The organism is Paenibacillus anseongensis (assembly GCF_009757995.1).
Taxonomy (GTDB): Bacteria; Bacillota; Bacilli; order Paenibacillales; family NBRC-103111; genus Paenibacillus_E; species Paenibacillus_E chondroitinus.
This window is the reverse complement of record NZ_WSEM01000012.1, coordinates 351681-368310: the sequence shown is the minus strand read 5'-3', so window position 1 is coordinate 368310 and position 16630 is coordinate 351681. Positions and strand designations below refer to the sequence as shown.

Here is a 16630-nt window from a genome sequence, read left to right as displayed (position 1 = left end):
GACAGCCTCTTTTTTGCGTTCAAAAATGATTACCCGGAGGGCCGCTAATGATTATAAATGCTCGCTTAAACAGCCAATAAGCAGCTCATTCGCAGATGGAGCGCTGCTGATTATTGCAGGCAATTTGCGATCTCGATACGCTAACGATGTCAAAACAAACGAGGAGGACGAGTCAACGTGGAACTGACTTCCAGACCGGTAAAAGCGGATACGGCTGCGAGAAGCAAAGCCCGCACGAGAATCAACCGTTTGCTGAAAAACAAATGGCTGTATGCGATGGCGCTTCCTGGCATGCTCTACTTTATTATTTTTCGTTATTTCCCCATGTGGGGGTTGTTGATTTCCTTTCAGGACTATCAGCCGGCACTTGGGATGCTGCACAGCAAATGGGTAGGTTTCAAACATTTTGAGAGGTTCTTTTTTGACGCTTCATTCGGGATGCTGTTCAAAAATACGATTATTCTCGCCGTATACAATCTGGTCTTTTTCTTCCCGCTGCCGATTATTCTGGCCCTGTTATTAAATGAAGTGCGCAGGGAAGTTTTCAAACGCAGCATTCAAACGATTGTCTACATTCCCCACTTCGTCTCCTGGGTGGTTGTGGTTGGGATCTCCTACATCTTTTTCACGACAGAAGGAGGCATCGTCAACGACCTGCTCGTTTCATTGGGCCTGCCGAAAATGGAGTTCCTCATCTCAAGCGAGTGGTTTCGAACGATGATCGTTTCGCAAGTAGTTTGGAAGGAAACAGGCTGGGGAACGATTATTTTCTTGGCAGCGCTGGCCGGGGTGGACCCGCAGCTGTATGAAGCGGCAAGAATCGATGGGGCGAACCGTTTCCGCCAGTTGTGGCATATTACGCTTCCTGCGATTCGCAGTGTCATTGTCATTTTATTTATCCTTCGGTTGGGATCGTTCCTTGATACTGGCTTTGAACAAATCTTCTTAATGCTGAACGCCATGAACCGCGAGGTAGGCGAAGTTTTTGACACCTACGTTTACAATGTCGGGATTCAGCAGGGCCAGTTCAGCTACAGTACAGCAGTCGGATTGTTTAAGTCGATCATTGGGCTGGTGCTGGTGGTTGGGGCCAATCGGTTGGCCAAAAAATTCGGCGAAAGCGGCCTGTATTAAGAAGGGAGTCATGTTCAATGATCAACAAAAGCATAGGCAGCCGCGTCTTTGACGGCTTCAATTACACGTTTCTGGCGTTGTTTGCTCTCGTCACGCTGCTGCCGTTTATCTACATCATATCGGTTTCATTTGCAGAGCCGGAAGAGGTGCTCAGACGAGGATTCATCTTGTTCCCTACTTCCTTCTCGCTGGAAGGTTACCGCTACATTTTCTCGACACAAACGATTGTGAACAGCCTATTCGTGACGATCGGCATTACAGTGGTCGGTACCTTTATCAATCTTTTGTTCACCTCACTGCTCGCCTATCCGCTTTCGAGGCAGGATTTTGAAGGAAGAAAGCTGTTTATGATGCTGATCGTTTTCACCATGCTGTTTCACGGCGGGATTCTGCCAACGTTCCTGGTCGTTAAGGCGCTTGGCATGCTGAACAGCTACTGGTCCCTGCTGATTCCCAATGCGATCAGTGCGTTTAACCTCATCGTCGTTGTGAGCTTTTTCCGTCAACTGCCCGAGGGACTTGAGGAAGCGGCCAAAATTGACGGCTGCAGCGATGTGGGCTTGCTTTTCCGAATTGTGCTGCCGTTATCGGCGCCAGTGCTGGCTACGTTTGCCTTGTTCTATGCGGTAGGCCACTGGAACACCTTTTTCAACGCAATCATGTACATTAACGATTCGAAAATGTGGCCGATCCAAGTCTGGCTGAGGCAAATCGTCATCTTATCCCAAGGCGGTATCGGGGATTCAACGCAGTTTGATCAGAACTATATTGCGCCTCCATCGCAGATCATTAAGATGGCCGTAATCGTCATTTCAACGGTACCGATTCTGCTCGTCTACCCGTTCCTTCAGAAGCATTTTGCCAAAGGAGTCATGATCGGTTCTGTAAAAGGTTGAACAGGCTCCCGAAAACTATTGTGATTGGGAAGCATTCATATAAAATAAGACTATGGGGAGGCATTGCCACAATGAAAAAATACGCGGGAATGAGAAAAAGCGGTTTGGCTGCAATGGGAATGATGGTTGGCGCTGCTGCGCTGCTGGCCGGTTGTGGAAACGAAGCGAGTCCAGCTGCAGGAGGGAATGCGGGTACTAGCAGTGCTCCCGTAAGCAAAGAGCCCTTGAAGTTAAGTGTCATGACACTCATGTATGCAGAGCCGCCCAAAGCGGACAGTGAAGTGCAAAAGCAGATTGAAGCTTATACGAACACGAAATTGGACATCTCCTGGGTCCCCAACTCTTCCTACAAAGAAAAGGTTAATGTCACGATTGCTTCCGGCGAGCTTCCCAAGGCGCTGCTTGTGCAGAACAACAAGGATTCGAACATTTTGAGCGCGGTGCGTGCCGGCGTGTTCTGGGAAGTAGGTCCTTACCTCAAGGACTATCCGAATCTGTCTAAAATGAACCCGGCTGTTTTTGACAATATCAAAGTGGATGGCAAAATTTACGGCTTATTTCGTGCCCGCGATTTGTCCACTTATGGGGTTATTTTCCGCAGCGACTGGTTGAAAAACGTAGGCTTAAGCGCACCGAAAACGCTTGATGATTTATATAACGTTTTTAAAGCGTTTACACTGAATGATCCGGACAAAAACGGCAAAGCGGACACCGTTGGTTTGACGGAAGAGAAAACGATGGATGGTTTTGGCGTCATCGCCTCCATTATGGGGGCTCCGAATTCCTGGGAAGTGAAGGATGGCAAATTAAGTCCTGATTTTCTAGCGCCAGAGTATTTCGAAGCGATGAAATTTTATAAAAAGCTTTACGACGAGAAGCTCATCAAGCAGGACTTCCCTGTTCTGAATAATCAACAGAAGAAAGACGATATCAACCAGGGCAAAGCTGGAGCGGTAATCTCGAATATGATTGACGGAGCAGGTTATCAGGCATCGCTATCCAAAACGTTCCCTGGCTCGGATGTGGACGTCGTCTCCCGGATCACAGGGCCCAAAGGCGAGAGATTGCCGGGCGGCGTAGGCTATAACAGTGTATTTATGTTCCCGAAATCAAGTGTGAAAACCGAGGCGGAATTGAAACAGATTCTAGGCTTCTTTGATAAAATTTCCGATCAGAAGATGCTGGATTTGCTGGGCTGGGGCATCGAGGGCAAACACTATAAGATCGAAGACGGTAAGCCGGTATTTTATGATCAAAAGCTGCAGGACACCGAAGTAGGCTCCAGTTATCTACAGCTTCAAGTCGCGAAGTATACGGCGAAAACGACGGGGAAAGAAACGCCTCTGATGGAGAAGTACGGCAAAATGATCAAAGAAAACGAGGCCATCGCGGTCAATAACCCGACGAATCCGCTCGTTTCCGAAACCCAAACGACCAAAGGCAGCGAGTTGAAGCCGATTATTGACGACGCCCGCACGAAGTATATCCTAGGCAAAATCGATGAGGCAGGCTGGAAGCAAGCGATCGAGCAGTGGAGAAAAGCCGGCGGCGATAAAGTTATTGAGGAGTTCAGCGCGCAATACGCGAAGAGCGGCAAGTAAGATTGTAAAATAGCAGAGGCGCCCATGAAGGTAGAGAAATTCTACTTTCGTGGACGCCTCTTATGCGTATGGCAGTTCAATTCCATCCTTTAGCAACAATGGGTTTCTTCTTCGTCTTTTTGAATAATCTATAAAATAAGCCGAGTTCTTTTTTCCGTTTGAGAGTGAGTTTGATCCCTTCCAGCAGCAGCATTGATCTAAGTTCGTCGCGACGGTTTAACGTATGCAGTCTTTTGATAAATAGCTTGTCCATGCGAACATCCCTCCCATTCATCTACCTCCATTATAAACGGAATCTGCGAATTTGATTGTCGCTTTGTAGAGAGGGATTGCACTTGTTTTGTCGAAAATGGAGCGGGTAGGCCTCGATTTCCTTCAAGTCCCTATAGGCAGATGAATCACAGTGCAGTATTATCTAACGTAGGGTGATATCATATGTTCATTTCTCCTATGCTTTTGCAAGACGCCAAAGATAATAGACCTTATAACAGTAAACATCATGTGGCAGAACTGAAGTTAGACGGTTTCAGGTGCATTCTTTCTAATTTAGACAAACTCTATGTATATACGAAAGACAATCAATTGGTAACGCATAAATTTCCTGAGTTGTTCCAATGCCCGATTCACGAGGGAACGATCCTTGACGGTGAATTGGTTATTTTGGATGATCAAGGTAAACCGGACTATGAAGCGATGTCAGCCAGATTTTTAAACCCGACAGACTTATCACCTGTTGTATTTTTTGCATTTGATATTTTAAAATACAAGGGAATTGATGTCACTGAATTACCCTTGCTTAAACGCAAGGAGCTGTTGGAGCAAGCTTTCATCGAGAATGACAGGTACAAAAGGGTGAAGGTTTACGAGGGTAAAGCAGTGGATTATTTTGAGAAAATCCGGCAGGATGGGCTTGAGGGTATCATTTTGAAGTCGAAAAAAGAACATTTCAAGTACGAGAGCAACAAACGCTCCAGGCAATGGCAAAAAGTGATTAACTGGACTTATGCAGATGTCTATATTTCTGGTTACAGGAAAAATAACTTTGCTTTGCTGGCGTCCATTGATTCAGCAAATGGTTTGAAGATTCCGGTTGGGGTGATTGAGACCGGGGTAACGCCTCAACATCAGAAGGCGCTGGATGGCGTGAAGCACCGATTAGTCTACAAAGAGGACAATCATTTTGCTTATATGGAACCGCGGCTAATGGCCAAAATCAAGACGAAAAACTGGACGAGAAACGGAAGGCTTCGTTCGCCGGTTTTCATGGAATTTGTGATGTAAAAAAAGACTGGATCACCAAGGAGGAAGTGGTGGTGCAGTCTTTTCTTTGTTCATTACATGCGTCTAAAATTACCTGTGCTGTTGCCGCTTAGCTGTTGCTCAGCGATTTGAATCAATCTTCTCGTAATGTGTCCGCCGATTGCGCCGGTATCGCGAGTAGCCATGTAGCCGTAATACCCGTCCTGAGGAATCTGAATACCTAGTTCCTGAGCGACCTCATATTTCATTTGCTCAAGAGCTGATTTTGCTTGTTGCACAAGTAATGTATTGCTTCTACTGCTAGCCATCTGGATTCACTCCTTTATTTGGTGTATGAGTATTTTGTGGAAGTTATGGTTTTTTATTCATGGTGCTGGAAAATTTTTTTGCAGCGCGATGATTGCGCTTTCATAAAGCGTTGGAAAATTTTGCGGCATGTTTTCGGAAAAACCCCGTGTTACAATCGGAAAGATCGATTATGGATCAAAAACTTAGAAGGCCGAAGCTTCTTAGAAAGCACGGGGGACCCATTCTTTGGGGTGAAGTCGCTATGTAAGCGACCGGGTGATTACTCTTTGACCCGAATCCGACAGCTAACCTCGCAGGCCGCAAAAAGGAGAGATTTCTATGTTGAAACGTTATAAGCAGCTAGTCGTAACCGGTGCTATTGGTCTGAGCGTCCTTATGAGTTCCAGCGCAGCTATGGCGGCATCCGCCACGTACACGGTGTCAGACAACGATACCATGTGGTTGATCTCCCAGAAGTATGGCGTGAGTCTCACTTCGCTGATTCAGGCTAACCCTCAGGTTGCCAACCCGAACGTGATTTGGTCTGGGATGACGTTGAACCTTCCTGGCAGCACATGGACAAGCGGCGGCTCTCAAACACCAGCCCCGTCAGCGCCAACTCCATCAACACCAGCAGTTCCGTCAACACCAGATACACCTACGCAATCCGCTTTTGCCAGCCAAGTCGTTACATTAGTTAATCAGGAACGGGTAAAAGCTGGGCTTCAAGCGCTAACCAGTGATAACGCCCTTACAGCTATGGCGTTGGATAAAGCCAAAGATATGTACAACAACGACTATTTTGATCATACGTCGCCGACTTACGGGTCGCCTTTTGATATGATGAACACTTATGGCATTCCTTATTCCTATGCAGGTGAGAACATTGCCAAAGGACAACCTACACCAGAGGCGGTCATGGAAGCATGGATGAACAGTACGGGTCACCGTGAAAATATTTTGAACCCTAATTACACGAAAATTGGGGTCGCCTATTATAACGGAGAATGGGTGCAGGAATTCATCAGCAACTAATGCTCTATAGCGAATTTCAAACAAACAGCCCTTGTGATTTCCCAGGTGGGATTTCGCAAGGGCTTTATTTATATTTCAACTTCGCTATCCCCCACATCAAGAGTGGCAGAATGATCCCATGGATGGGCAATAAATAAGGAATCGCGATTTTTTGTGGAAATACCACGGAACTATCGATAAAGTCCCGAGGAATCAAGGTAAGCAGAGCGATAACCGGTGCTACGAACCAAATCATACGTCGCCATTTTTTAAGACCGAAACTTTGAGCTGTTCCATATGTGCAAACAAAAAAGTAGAGAGAAACTTTAGTGAACACACTAATAATCCAGATGGCGATAACAAAGGAATCGAGGTTTTGAAAAAAGTCGAAATAGGAAATATATCGGATCAGATTAAAGTAAGGATAGGTTTGGCCCGAAGCGGAGATGTGTCCAAATACCGAAAGGATTAAGAAAGTCGAAATGCTTGTTAAGAGACCTGCAGCAGCCACCCCGAGTATGGCCGGTTTCATCCCATCTTGAGGCTTTGCAAGAAAGCCCATAATGACGAACAGAAGGATGCAATCTCCAAGAAATGTTGAGGTCGGCAGCGCACCTTTTAGGATAGTCATCGCACCGGTATCCACATAGAAGGGAAGGATATTGTTGATATGTATATTTTTTAGGCTCAGCAAGAGAGGAATAGCAATCCCGAGCAAGGTTAAAGGCCCTAAAATTTCGCAGCATCTCGCTATAACTTCTAAGCCCGAGAAAGTTACATAGATCGCTACGAGGAGCATGCCTAGCATCGGGACAAGGATCGGCGTTTTGGGAAGAATAGTCGCAACGATGAACTCTGCGTATTGCCTTATGATAATCGCAAGCACGCTGTACCAGTAGATGAAATACAACACCATAACCGTATAGCCGATGTATCGACCAAATAATTTTTTTGAAAACTCTACGATGGTTTGCCTTGGATGATAGATACTCAATCGTGAGCAAACATAAGCGATCCCTGCACCTATTCCGGTTGCGCAAACGGTTGAAAGCCAAGCGTCTTGCTTCGCAGTTTGGATAGATGGATTTATGGTCAGTAAAATGGTCATTCCCAGCTGCATGGTCAATATCATCCAGAATAATTGTTTCCCGCCAATCTGCATGTCCGTGAGGCTCCTTTAATGATCTAAGAGTTTACCGAGAGGGTAGAAAATGTAATTTACCAGCTGCGTCGGACCCGGCATACTCGGATTCATGACTAAAACGATCGCTAGCATCCAGCATAAGGCTAAAATAGAGAGATAAGCCGCTTTGTCTTTGGTCGGTCTGTTTTTCAAGCGAAACCACTGAAAGAATGTGATGATCAAGCACGCGGCCATGCATAGGGGAATGTCTTTGGATGTCATTGGATATACTCCTCTTCCTTATCATTTTCCTCTTGGGATCGAGAAGACTTGATGCTGGAAAGCCCAGGACGCAGCATTCTGGCATCCGATTGTACAGTAACTTCGACGTTCGGGAAGATCTCGTTCCAAAGTTTTTGGTTTTGACGCCATTCCTTAGGGTACGCTCGGTGGAATTCCCCAGCGAAATCAAAAATGTCGGCTTTGAAACCTTGCTGAACCTTTCGCAAAGCAACTGCGACACGCTCTTCAATGTCATCATTCATAGCGGCTTCCACGCGTTTAACAGCTTGCTGATCGGAGGCGAGATCAAGTGAAGTAGTATTTTGCAGGGCATCATCTTCCGTATGAATCCAGACGTTCATGCGCCACTTGCCGTTTTCGATGATTGGCTGCAGTTTCGTCTCGCTTTTCAAAAGTCGAAGGGAGACATGGCCGGAGACACCTTCCGGCGTCACAGTAACGACGGCTGTTTTGATCTCGTCCCTGAGCCAGAGCAGGCCGCGGGTGGTTGGATCGTCAATGGTTCCAACCATCTTATCGTCTTTGAATACGGCCGTATAATTGGTGAAACTCCCTGTATCGTCGTGATTTCTGGGTGTGTTCGCCCCGAGGAGCTCAATAAAAGGCAGGGCTGCAGCGCCGGACTGTTTCACCAACATGTGTGCCAAATCCGCCAACGTTACACTAAGAATGATTTTGCTCTTGGCAATTTCCCTCATAATCTCTGAGGAGTTCCGCTCCAGCCGTGTATTCATTTCGAGAATTTCGCGTGCGCTTCCCTTGCAAATATACATAAAGGCGCGCTCTCGCGGCTGAGGCGCTCTCATTAGATAATCGACCTCGTCTCGAACCCCTTGTCGCGCGACAGCCTCACCGAAAATAATAATTTCGGTATGACCCCAGAAAATTTTGCGCGGCATCTTCTCTTGAATCTTAGAAACCGCATCAGCAATATCAACGCCTACCGCGGATTTGACGAGGGAATTTTGAATGCTCCCCCCTTTGTTGCTGCTTTCCAATCCGCCTCCACCCCCGCCGGGACTTCGCGGGACAAAAATTTGTATCGTCAATTCGATCGACTTATCATCATATTTATCAATCGCTGCTCCAGTGACGAGTGCCAAATCGTTCACTTCCGTCCGATCCCAGCAGCCCGTCAGCAGCGGGGTAAAGAGACTTGCCATTAAAAATAGCTTCAGCATCACTTTCATCCTTGCTGCCCCTTTCTGAAAGAAGCGGCAAGAAGCAGCATGGAGGGAACACCAAGCTGTGTAATCAGTGCCAAAAAAGGGATATTAGTTCCTATAGCATGCATGAGCTCTTGAAAATTAGGAGAAACCCAAAAGCTGAGCAGCAGTATCAGAAAGCCAACCGGAACGATAAGAGGCCGATAATCAGAGAGCCCCAAACATTGCGCCGTACCAAGCACAGTGGCATAGTAGATCAACGATACTTTAATGAACATCCCAATGATCCAAATGGTCATCACTAGTGCTTCTATATGTTCCAGAAAGTCAGAGATGGAAATATAACGTACTGCAATGAGGAAAGCGTAATTGAATTGAACCGTAAGTGATCCGAACATTAATAAGATGGTCAGATTAATCGTAAGCAAGGTGATCATGACAATGCCGACGCTAAGGAAGCTCCACTGCAAAACATGCCGCTTTTTATTCAAAAATGGATAAAGAAACGACAGCATAAAAAACTGGGTAAACCAAGATGAGGGGACAAGTGACCCCACTAGTAGGGGAAGCGGGCCATCTCCCAGAATAGGAAACATCTCTTTAGGATGAAGATCAGGAATCATCAAGATCAGCATGATGAAAATAATGAGCACAGCCGAAGGAATAAGGATTTGCGAGACTCTGGCGAGCACTTCAATTCCCTCATATAAGACATATGCACATACAGCCACCATACAAAAAATGACGAGTGCCATCGGTGTTTCATGTAAAAAGTTACCGATAACAAATTCCCCGTATTCGCGCAGCACAAGTCCATTCGTGAAGATAAACGACACGAGAAAGAAGCCGGAGAGCGCCTTCCCTGCGTACACGCCGAGAATCGCTTCCGTATATTGGATGAAGGTTAATTCCGGATATTTGATATACAGGCGATACATCACAATCACTGACAAAAGTCCTACCATTGCTGAAAGGATTGGTGTCATCCACATATCAATACCGGCGGTTTTCATCGTGATGGACGGGACAGATAAAGTGGCGGTAGCGAGGACAGTTGGATGCATAATGATAGCTAATTGAAGCGGGGAGATACGTCCCTTTTCAATCATAAATGTCATCCCCTTTTGGCGAATCTGGTCTTTGTCCAGAGGGCTGCCGAATCGCATTCATCTTTCCGGTAAATTTAGGACGGGTCCGCATGGACCAGATTGGTGCACGAATGATCACATCTTTTAACTCTTTTGCCTTAATCGGCGCAAGGGGCTGCAGGTAAGGAACGCCAAGCGACCTTAATGAGCAGAGGTGAATCACGATGACAATAAATCCAAGCATGAGTCCTAGCAGTCCTAGAATTCCCGACAAAATCATAATGGGAAATCGGAGCATTCGCAAAGCAATGCCTGTGGAATACTGAGGCATCATGAAGGAGGCGATTCCCGTGATAGCCACCACCATGACCATTGGAGCCGACACCAAACCTGCGGAGGTTGCGGCTTGTCCGATGACGAGCGCGCCTACGATACTAACTGCGGCACCTACCTGCTTAGGGAGACGAACACCGGCTTCGCGGAGCGCTTCGAAAGAAACTTCCATGAGAAGAGCTTCAACAAGTGCGGGAAACGGAATATCTTCTCTGGACTTCGCAATGCTGAGCAAGAGGGATGTGGGAACCATCTCTTGATGAAAGGTCAAAATAGCCACGTACAAAGAAGGGAGCAGCAATGTTATGAAAAAAAACATATAGCGCAGCCAACGAATTAAGGTTCCGATAATAAATCTTTGATAATAGTCCTCTGGTGATTGCAAAAGTGAGAACAGTGTAGCAGGAGCTATCAACGAAAATGGCGTTCCATCTACCAGAATGGCTGTACGGCCCTCCAGAAGTGCCGCGGAGACAACATCCGGACGTTCGGTTACTTGAATTTGCGGAAAAGGAGACAGCGGATGATCTTCAATTAAGCCCTCGATATATCCGCTTTCCAGAATGCCGTCGATTTCAATTTCGGCAATCCGTTGTTCAACCTCCTGAATGAGCCCCTCATTGGCGATGCCCTCCATGTAAATAACGACGACTTCCGTGCGTGTGTGTTTTCCTATTTTGTACGAAACCATTTTGAGGGAGGGACTTTTTATTTTCCTCCGAAGCATTGCTGTATTAACAGACATTGTTTCGGTAAATCCCTCGCGCGGACCACGAATAACGGATTCTGCCGACGGTTCCTCGATGTTTCTCTTTTCCCAGTGAGCGAGACCCAGCGAATATGCCAAAGGGATGCCGTCGATGAAAAGTTCGACATTGCCTACAGAAAGATGAGCAATGATGTCTGAGAATGTCGAAGCTTCCTTGACGTCCGAGATGGAAATAATGGATGACAGTTCCTTTTCCGTGTAATTCCATTCTTCTATAGTCTCGCTAAGTAAAGGACTTAGGACGTTTCGATCCAATGCTTCAAGATTAACCATCCCTTCGATATAAACGATGAGGGCTCTGGTTGTTCCTCCAATAAGGAATTCGTGGAAATTGACATCTTTGCATTTTGTATATATAACCTGAAGAGTTCGAAGGTTATCATCGAGTGAGTAGGAAACAGCTTCCAATGAATTCGACAAACTTGCATCCATGAGAACGCTCCTTAGATGTGATAATTATCTGTTTGTCCAATTAACCAAGTTGCTAAACCAATTCATCAGGGAACGAACTAACAAAAAATATTAGCGAAATTTGGATAAAATAGTGATGTAAAGTAAAAATATGTATGGAGTCTGAAAATTTAATCGAAACTTGTGAAACGTGATGGGCACTCATCCGTATCAAAGTAATGAGCGTACTACAAAACAAGTTGTGAAGGAGGTGGCCTGATTGACTATCAGTTTGGTCAAAGGTCAAAAGATCGATTTAACAAAAGGGAATGCCGGTCTTACTAAAGTGGTTGTAGGTCTCGGATGGGATCCTGCTGTCATTGAGAAAAAAGGTTTTTTCGGAACGAAGAAAACAACTGTTGAGATCGATTGCGATGCTTCAGTGATTTTATTGGATGCGAATGGTAAACTGACAAAAGAGAAAAATGTCGTGTACTTCGCGAATTTGCAAAGTCCCGATGGCTCCGTTGTTCACTCCGGAGATAACCGTACAGGTGAAGGCGATGGCGATGATGAGCAAATTTCGGTTAATTTGAGTCAAGTGCCTGCGGACGTTAGTAAAATCATTTTCGTCGTAAATATCTACGATTGTGTTAATAGAAAACAGGACTTCGGTCTGGTTCAATCCGCTTACATTCGAATTCTGAATGATTCTAATAATCAAGAATTGGTTAAATTTAATCTAACTGATAGTTACGCTGGTAGAACCTCTTTAATCGTAGGTGAAATTTACCGCCATAGTGGTGAATGGAAATTTAATGCGATTGGTGAAGGCAGTACGGATACAACAATTGGTCAATTAGTTAAACGTTACACATAATCCAATATACAAAGCGAGGTCATTATCCATGGCGATTTCATTATCTAAAGGTCAAAAAGTTGATTTGACAAAATCAAACCCAGGTCTGACGAAAGTGGTTGTTGGCTTAGGTTGGGACACGAATAAATATGATGGCGGTAAAGACTTCGATCTAGACGCTTCCCTTTTCTGCGTGAACGCAGCTGGTAAAGTGAATTCTGAAGCTGACTTCATTTTCTATAACAACCGCAAAAATGCGAATGGATCCATCATTCATAACGGTGACAACCGTACAGGTGCTGGAGACGGGGATGATGAGCAAGTTAGCGTGGATCTGGCTAATGTGCCAGCTGAAATAGAAAAAATCGCATTCTGTATTACAATTCATGAGGCGGATGTAAGGAGCCAAAATTTCGGACAAGTGTCCAATGCCTATGTGCGTATCCTTAACGAAGGATCTGGCGCGGAATTGATTCGTTACGATCTTGGCGAAGACTTCTCTATCGAAACAGGCGTAGTAATTGGTGAGTTGTACCGTCACAGTGGCGAGTGGAAATTCAGCGCAATCGGAAGCGGCTACAAAGATGGTCTTGGTGGACTAGCTCGTGATTACGGCTTGCAAACTTCCTAATAAGTCAAAAATATTCTAAGGAGCTGTTGGATATGGCAATCAGCTTGTCCAAAGGTCAAAGAATTGACTTAACCAAAACAAACCCCGGTTTAACGAAGGCGATTATCGGTTTAGGCTGGGATACCAACAAGTATTCCGGCGGTCATTCTTTCGATTTAGATGCCTCGGCCTTTCTGCTGCATGCAGACAATAAAGCCAAAGGCATTGAGGATTTTATCTTTTATAACAATTTGGTTGGTGGAAATGGTTCGGTTCAACATACGGGAGACAACCGTACCGGTGATGGAGATGGCGATGACGAGCAGATCAAGGTTGATTTCTCGAAAATCCCTGCGCATATCCACCGTATCGGTATTGCCGTAACTATCCATGATGCAGCAACCCGCAATCAGAATTTTGGACAAGTGTCCAATGCGTTCGTTCGTCTTTTCGATGAAATAACAAATCAAGAAATTTTACGCTATGATCTAGGCGAAGATTTTTCAATTGAAACTGCGGTTGTCATTTGTGAGTTATACCGTGACATCCAAGGTCAGGAATGGAAATTCCAAGCGGTTGGAAGCGGCTTCCAAGGCGGTCTTCAAGCATTATGCAAAAATTATGGACTTGATGCGGAGTAAAGCTTAAACTAGTTGGGGTGGTGCAGTTTAGGCATCACCCCTTTGCTAGCCATCCAGGCACTAGCAAGATATGCTGGAATATGAACTGGAAAATCACTTCTCCATCGAGACAGCTATAGTTGCAGGAGAATTATATAGATATGGCGCAGCGTGTAAAGTTAGCGCTATTGGATCTGACTCCTCGGATGGGTATGAGAGTGGGTTGCAGACAGTAAATACTAGGGATAATTACAGGAGGGGCAAGGAGCATGACAGATTTTTTTCAAAGTTTCATCAATAACTTTCTTAGCTTTTTTAGCTGGGAAGTGTTATCGGAAACAGTGACAGATCCCGTAAACTGGGGGATTATCGGTACACTTGTTATCTTAGAGGGCTTGCTTTCGGCGGATAATGCGTTGGTACTCGCGGTTATGGTGAGACATTTACCTAAGGAACAGCAGAAAAAGGCGTTATTTTACGGACTTATTGGTGCGTACATCTTTAGATTTGTAGCTATCGGTGTGGGTACATTCTTAGTTCAAATTACATGGATTAAAGTACTTGGTGGTCTGTATCTCCTCTGGATCGCAATCAGTAATCTCTTCTTCAAGAAACATGAAGAGGATGAGAATGGCGAAGTCAAGAACAAAGGTCTTTCCTTCTGGCGTACAGTATTAGCGGTAGAAGTGATGGATATTGCATTTAGTGTGGACAGCGTGCTTGCTGCTTTTGGAGTCAGTGAAAAGGTGTGGGTACTGTTCCTCGGAGGTATTTTGGGTGTACTCATGATGAGAGGCGTGGCCCAAGTCTTCTTGAAATTAATTGATAAAATTCCGGAATTGGAAAAAACAGCTTTCATTCTTATTATCGTAATCGGTCTTAAGATGATTGCCGGCGCTTTTGGAATCCATATCTCCCATGTTCTTTTCTTCTCCGTGATTATTGCTTTGTTTGGCGGTACAATTATTCTCAGTCTACTGCGCAATAAGAATAAATCAGAATCTCACAACTAAAAAGAGTGCATAATTGAAACTGTGCATCATATCTTTGAATAAGAGGATCTCAACTCATTCAAAGAAGGTGCACAGCATGATAATAGGCGGGTTTATACTCTGTGGAATCATTCTCGTGATCATTGTCGTCGCAGCCTCTGAAAAAGCAGAATCTGTGTCCAAATTTATCGATAAATAGACACCTATGGAACCTGTAAAGGTTTCTTTTTTTTGATTCGATTTGGTAGAATATAAAGATAGAGTCGAAAAGATGGCAGTTAAGAAAAAGGAGCTGTAACATGCTGCAATTAAGCGATAGTCAGCTTGCAACAATGTGGACTCAAGGGGATTCGAAAGCGTTCAGCCGACTTCTTGAGCTGTATAAGGACAGAATTTACCGGTTAGCCTATCGGATGCTGCGTAACAAGTCAGATTCGGAGGATGTCGTACAAGAGACGTTTCTACGAGCGTATCAGCACTCCCATCGCTTTGACGCGAGTAAAAATTTCTCTACTTGGATTTTTAGCATTGGCAAAAATGTGACCATTGATTTTTTGCGTAAAAAGAAGTCGGAGTTGTCCATGGATACGAATCCAAATTCGTTTCAAGATGCGCTGCCTTTTTATGATAAGCTGACAAGCCTTGAGAAAACACCTGAACTTCAATTAATTGAGCAAGAAACAGCCGAACAGGTAGAGCTGATGATTCGCGAGCTGCCCGATAAATATAAAACGCTGATCGTGTATAAATACTTTCTAGATATGTCTCTGGAAGACATCAGCAAAGAAGTGAACTTACCTGTGACGACAATCAAAACAAGGCTATTTCGCGGCCGAAATTACATTAAACGTAAATGGGGCTCGCTATTCTTTATGCTGCAAAGCCTGACATCCGTTTTTATTTTTTAAACATAATCATTCTAGTAGACAGAGGAGCATCCGAATGAGCACTTCCAAAATTGAAGCACCAAAGATGCCGAAAGAGTTGCCTCCGATATCACTGCCCGATGAGGGAATGAACTCGGAAGATAGCTTTCACACTGGAATTATAAGCGATTGTATAATAGATAATCAGAAAGCGTCAAAAGTTGCTTTTGATAAAATTATTTTCCGAAATGTCACCTTCACACGAATTGCTATGAAAGACATTGAGCTGACCGACGTCATCTTCGAGAAATGTGATTTATCGAATGTAGATTTCGGAGAAGCTACGATCCATAGAACCGAATTTAGAAATTGCAAAATTATCGGGATGGATTTGACAGGTGCGACCATTCGAAATGTGTTGTTCGATTCTTGTTTAGGGGATTATGTTAATTTCCGGATGGCTAATTTCAGACAAGTTGCTTTTGAAGAGTGTTCACTTTTAAGTGCTGATTTCTATGAGACAACGCTGCAAAAGATGTACTTTGAGGCATGTAAGCTGGATCGTGCTCAGTTCACAGGAGCCAAATTGGCTGGAATCGATCTTAGTTCCTGCGATTTCACTAGTCTAGGCGTGGGTGTGGAAGAATTACGCGGCTGCATCATTTCGAGAGGGCAAGCTTCTGTATTTGCAAGTCTTTTTGGGCTTATACTAAAGGAATAAAGGTACTAGTGAAATGAGGGGCAACGGTGAAATTTGGTTTTGATATTGATGATACACTCATTAATTTAAGAGAACATGCTTTTCACATCTATAATCGCAAGCTGAATCAAAATATCGGGTTGGATGTGTTTCAGGCTCTAACTACCATGGAGATTCATGACGCTTTCGGGTTGACGAAAGAAGAGGGAGGGAAGCTCTGGCTGAGCCTCCGCGATGATATTTATTACTCCGACTGTGCTCCATTCCCGCATGCACGTGAGATCTTGCACGAGTTAGTTAAACAGGGTCATGAGGTTTACTATATTACGGCAAGAGCGAAAGAGCATACGGAACGGACGCGAGAGTGGCTTATTCAAAATGGTTTTCCCGTTGCGGAAGGTCATTTCTATTGCGGAATGAGTGATTCCGAGAAAGTACATATTATCGAGGACTTGCAATTGGATTATTATTTCGACGATAAGCCGAAAGTGCTTGAGACTTTATCTCAATTGCCAGTGAAAGCTTATGTAAAAGACCGATCCTACAATCAGCATCTCAATTTGCCTCGGATAACTTCTTGGGATCAGTTGTGGGAAGAGCTGAAATCATAATAAGTGG

General features: G+C 44.8%; 20 protein-coding genes and 1 riboswitch. Of the genes, 13 read left to right on the top strand and 7 right to left on the bottom strand.

Annotation, left to right across the window (positions count from 1 at the left end):
* Positions 1–276 precede the first annotated feature (276 nt).
* The 3 genes from GON05_RS14155 to GON05_RS14145 all read left to right on the top strand — a co-directional run bounded on the left by GON05_RS14155 (position 277) and on the right by GON05_RS14145 (position 3631).
* Positions 277–1134 (top strand): ABC transporter permease, encoded by an 858-nt coding sequence (locus GON05_RS14155; RefSeq protein WP_157319769.1) that lies wholly within the window; start codon positions 277–279, stop codon positions 1132–1134.
* Between the two features lie 17 nt (positions 1135–1151).
* Positions 1152–2030 carry a carbohydrate ABC transporter permease gene (locus GON05_RS14150; RefSeq protein ID WP_157319703.1) on the top strand — a complete coding sequence of 293 codons (879 nt, stop codon included), beginning with the start codon at positions 1152–1154 and terminating at the stop codon, positions 2028–2030.
* A gap of 71 nt (positions 2031–2101) precedes the next feature.
* Positions 2102–3631 carry an extracellular solute-binding protein gene (locus GON05_RS14145; RefSeq protein WP_157319702.1) on the top strand — a complete coding sequence of 510 codons (1530 nt, stop codon included), beginning with the start codon at positions 2102–2104 and terminating at the stop codon, positions 3629–3631.
* A 76-nt stretch (positions 3632–3707) separates the two neighbouring features.
* Here GON05_RS14145 and GON05_RS14140 read toward each other — a convergent pair whose 3' ends face one another.
* Entirely contained in the window at positions 3708–3884 is a 177-nt protein-coding gene (locus GON05_RS14140) for a hypothetical protein (protein ID WP_157319701.1), read from the bottom strand.
* Positions 3885–4066: 182 nt separating this feature from the next.
* Between GON05_RS14140 and GON05_RS14135 the strand changes: the two genes are divergently transcribed.
* Entirely contained in the window at positions 4067–4912 is an 846-nt protein-coding gene (locus GON05_RS14135; protein ID WP_246239106.1) for an ATP-dependent DNA ligase, read from the top strand.
* Between the two features lie 53 nt (positions 4913–4965).
* Here the strand turns inward: GON05_RS14135 and GON05_RS14130 are convergent, their stop codons facing one another.
* The gene (locus GON05_RS14130; RefSeq protein ID WP_157319700.1) at positions 4966–5199 is read right to left on the bottom strand and encodes an alpha/beta-type small acid-soluble spore protein; all 234 of its coding nucleotides are present in this window, start codon (positions 5197–5199) and stop codon (positions 4966–4968) included.
* A 179-nt stretch (positions 5200–5378) separates the two neighbouring features.
* A riboswitch (cyclic di-AMP (ydaO/yuaA leader) is annotated at positions 5379–5514 on the top strand.
* A 7-nt stretch (positions 5515–5521) separates the two neighbouring features.
* Between GON05_RS14130 and GON05_RS14125 the strand changes: the two genes are divergently transcribed.
* Positions 5522–6214, top strand: a complete 693-nt coding sequence (locus GON05_RS14125) for a CAP domain-containing protein (protein WP_420819857.1) — start codon at positions 5522–5524, stop codon at positions 6212–6214.
* 64 nt (positions 6215–6278) lie between these two features.
* On the opposite strand, the gene GON05_RS14120 is transcribed toward GON05_RS14125, so the two are convergent.
* The 5 genes from GON05_RS14120 to GON05_RS14100 are packed head-to-tail and all read right to left on the bottom strand — an operon-like array spanning position 6279 to position 11407.
* Positions 6279–7355 carry a GerAB/ArcD/ProY family transporter gene (locus tag GON05_RS14120; protein WP_157319698.1) on the bottom strand — a complete coding sequence of 359 codons (1077 nt, stop codon included), beginning with the start codon at positions 7353–7355 and terminating at the stop codon, positions 6279–6281.
* 15 nt (positions 7356–7370) lie between these two features.
* Positions 7371–7598, bottom strand: a complete 228-nt coding sequence (locus GON05_RS14115) for a hypothetical protein (RefSeq protein WP_157319697.1) — start codon at positions 7596–7598, stop codon at positions 7371–7373.
* Positions 7595–8809 (bottom strand): Ger(x)C family spore germination protein, encoded by a 1215-nt coding sequence (locus GON05_RS14110; protein ID WP_157319696.1) that lies wholly within the window; start codon positions 8807–8809, stop codon positions 7595–7597. The genes GON05_RS14115 and GON05_RS14110 overlap by 4 nt, the downstream gene beginning before the upstream one ends.
* Entirely contained in the window at positions 8806–9894 is a 1089-nt protein-coding gene (locus GON05_RS14105) for a GerAB/ArcD/ProY family transporter (protein WP_157319695.1), read from the bottom strand. The genes GON05_RS14110 and GON05_RS14105 overlap by 4 nt, the downstream gene beginning before the upstream one ends.
* Positions 9887–11407, bottom strand: coding sequence for a spore germination protein (locus GON05_RS14100; protein ID WP_157319694.1), 1521 nt, complete (start codon positions 11405–11407; stop codon positions 9887–9889). Before GON05_RS14100 ends, GON05_RS14105 begins: the two co-directional genes overlap by 8 nt.
* Before the next feature lie 238 nt (positions 11408–11645).
* Between GON05_RS14100 and GON05_RS14095 the strand changes: the two genes are divergently transcribed.
* From GON05_RS14095 to GON05_RS14060, 8 genes are all read left to right on the top strand, one after another.
* Positions 11646–12245: a TerD family protein gene (locus GON05_RS14095; RefSeq protein WP_157319693.1), complete on the top strand. Its 600-nt coding sequence runs from the start codon at positions 11646–11648 to the stop codon at positions 12243–12245.
* Positions 12246–12273: 28 nt separating this feature from the next.
* On the top strand, positions 12274–12855 hold the full coding sequence (locus GON05_RS14090) for a TerD family protein (protein ID WP_127453072.1): 582 nt from the start codon (positions 12274–12276) through the stop codon (positions 12853–12855).
* Positions 12856–12887: 32 nt separating this feature from the next.
* The gene (locus tag GON05_RS14085) at positions 12888–13475 is read left to right on the top strand and encodes a TerD family protein (protein ID WP_157319692.1); all 588 of its coding nucleotides are present in this window, start codon (positions 12888–12890) and stop codon (positions 13473–13475) included.
* Between the two features lie 70 nt (positions 13476–13545).
* On the top strand, positions 13546–13755 hold the full coding sequence (locus tag GON05_RS14080) for a TerD family protein (protein WP_157319691.1): 210 nt from the start codon (positions 13546–13548) through the stop codon (positions 13753–13755).
* Positions 13724–14467, top strand: a complete 744-nt coding sequence (locus tag GON05_RS14075; RefSeq protein WP_157319690.1) for a TerC family protein — start codon at positions 13724–13726, stop codon at positions 14465–14467. Before GON05_RS14080 ends, GON05_RS14075 begins: the two co-directional genes overlap by 32 nt.
* Positions 14468–14745: 278 nt before the next feature.
* Positions 14746–15354 carry a sigma-70 family RNA polymerase sigma factor gene (locus GON05_RS14070; RefSeq protein WP_157319689.1) on the top strand — a complete coding sequence of 203 codons (609 nt, stop codon included), beginning with the start codon at positions 14746–14748 and terminating at the stop codon, positions 15352–15354.
* A 34-nt stretch (positions 15355–15388) separates the two neighbouring features.
* Positions 15389–16033, top strand: coding sequence for a pentapeptide repeat-containing protein (locus GON05_RS14065; protein ID WP_157319688.1), 645 nt, complete (start codon positions 15389–15391; stop codon positions 16031–16033).
* A 26-nt stretch (positions 16034–16059) separates the two neighbouring features.
* The gene (locus tag GON05_RS14060; protein ID WP_181646399.1) at positions 16060–16623 is read left to right on the top strand and encodes a 5' nucleotidase, NT5C type; all 564 of its coding nucleotides are present in this window, start codon (positions 16060–16062) and stop codon (positions 16621–16623) included.
* Positions 16624–16630: the final 7 nt, after the last annotated feature.

What these genes read in the sequence shown, in the direction of transcription:
- GON05_RS14155 (WP_157319769.1), top strand. Translation starts at nt 277, where the DNA reads ATGGCGCTTCCTGGCATGCTCTACTTTATTATTTTTCGTTATTTCCCC.
- GON05_RS14150 (WP_157319703.1), top strand. Translation starts at nt 1,152, where the DNA reads ATGATCAACAAAAGCATAGGCAGCCGCGTCTTTGACGGCTTCAATTAC.
- GON05_RS14145 (WP_157319702.1), top strand. Translation starts at nt 2,102, where the DNA reads ATGAAAAAATACGCGGGAATGAGAAAAAGCGGTTTGGCTGCAATGGGA.
- GON05_RS14140 (WP_157319701.1), bottom strand. Translation starts at nt 3,884, where the DNA reads ATGGACAAGCTATTTATCAAAAGACTGCATACGTTAAACCGTCGCGAC.
- GON05_RS14135 (WP_246239106.1), top strand. Translation starts at nt 4,067, where the DNA reads ATGTTCATTTCTCCTATGCTTTTGCAAGACGCCAAAGATAATAGACCT.
- GON05_RS14130 (WP_157319700.1), bottom strand. Translation starts at nt 5,199, where the DNA reads ATGGCTAGCAGTAGAAGCAATACATTACTTGTGCAACAAGCAAAATCA.
- GON05_RS14120 (WP_157319698.1), bottom strand. Translation starts at nt 7,355, where the DNA reads ATGCAGATTGGCGGGAAACAATTATTCTGGATGATATTGACCATGCAG.
- GON05_RS14115 (WP_157319697.1), bottom strand. Translation starts at nt 7,598, where the DNA reads ATGACATCCAAAGACATTCCCCTATGCATGGCCGCGTGCTTGATCATC.
- GON05_RS14110 (WP_157319696.1), bottom strand. Translation starts at nt 8,809, where the DNA reads ATGAAAGTGATGCTGAAGCTATTTTTAATGGCAAGTCTCTTTACCCCG.
- GON05_RS14105 (WP_157319695.1), bottom strand. Translation starts at nt 9,894, where the DNA reads ATGATTGAAAAGGGACGTATCTCCCCGCTTCAATTAGCTATCATTATG.
- GON05_RS14100 (WP_157319694.1), bottom strand. Translation starts at nt 11,407, where the DNA reads ATGGATGCAAGTTTGTCGAATTCATTGGAAGCTGTTTCCTACTCACTC.
- GON05_RS14090 (WP_127453072.1), top strand. Translation starts at nt 12,274, where the DNA reads ATGGCGATTTCATTATCTAAAGGTCAAAAAGTTGATTTGACAAAATCA.
- GON05_RS14085 (WP_157319692.1), top strand. Translation starts at nt 12,888, where the DNA reads ATGGCAATCAGCTTGTCCAAAGGTCAAAGAATTGACTTAACCAAAACA.
- GON05_RS14080 (WP_157319691.1), top strand. Translation starts at nt 13,546, where the DNA reads ATGCTGGAATATGAACTGGAAAATCACTTCTCCATCGAGACAGCTATA.
- GON05_RS14075 (WP_157319690.1), top strand. Translation starts at nt 13,724, where the DNA reads ATGACAGATTTTTTTCAAAGTTTCATCAATAACTTTCTTAGCTTTTTT.
- GON05_RS14070 (WP_157319689.1), top strand. Translation starts at nt 14,746, where the DNA reads ATGCTGCAATTAAGCGATAGTCAGCTTGCAACAATGTGGACTCAAGGG.
- GON05_RS14065 (WP_157319688.1), top strand. Translation starts at nt 15,389, where the DNA reads ATGAGCACTTCCAAAATTGAAGCACCAAAGATGCCGAAAGAGTTGCCT.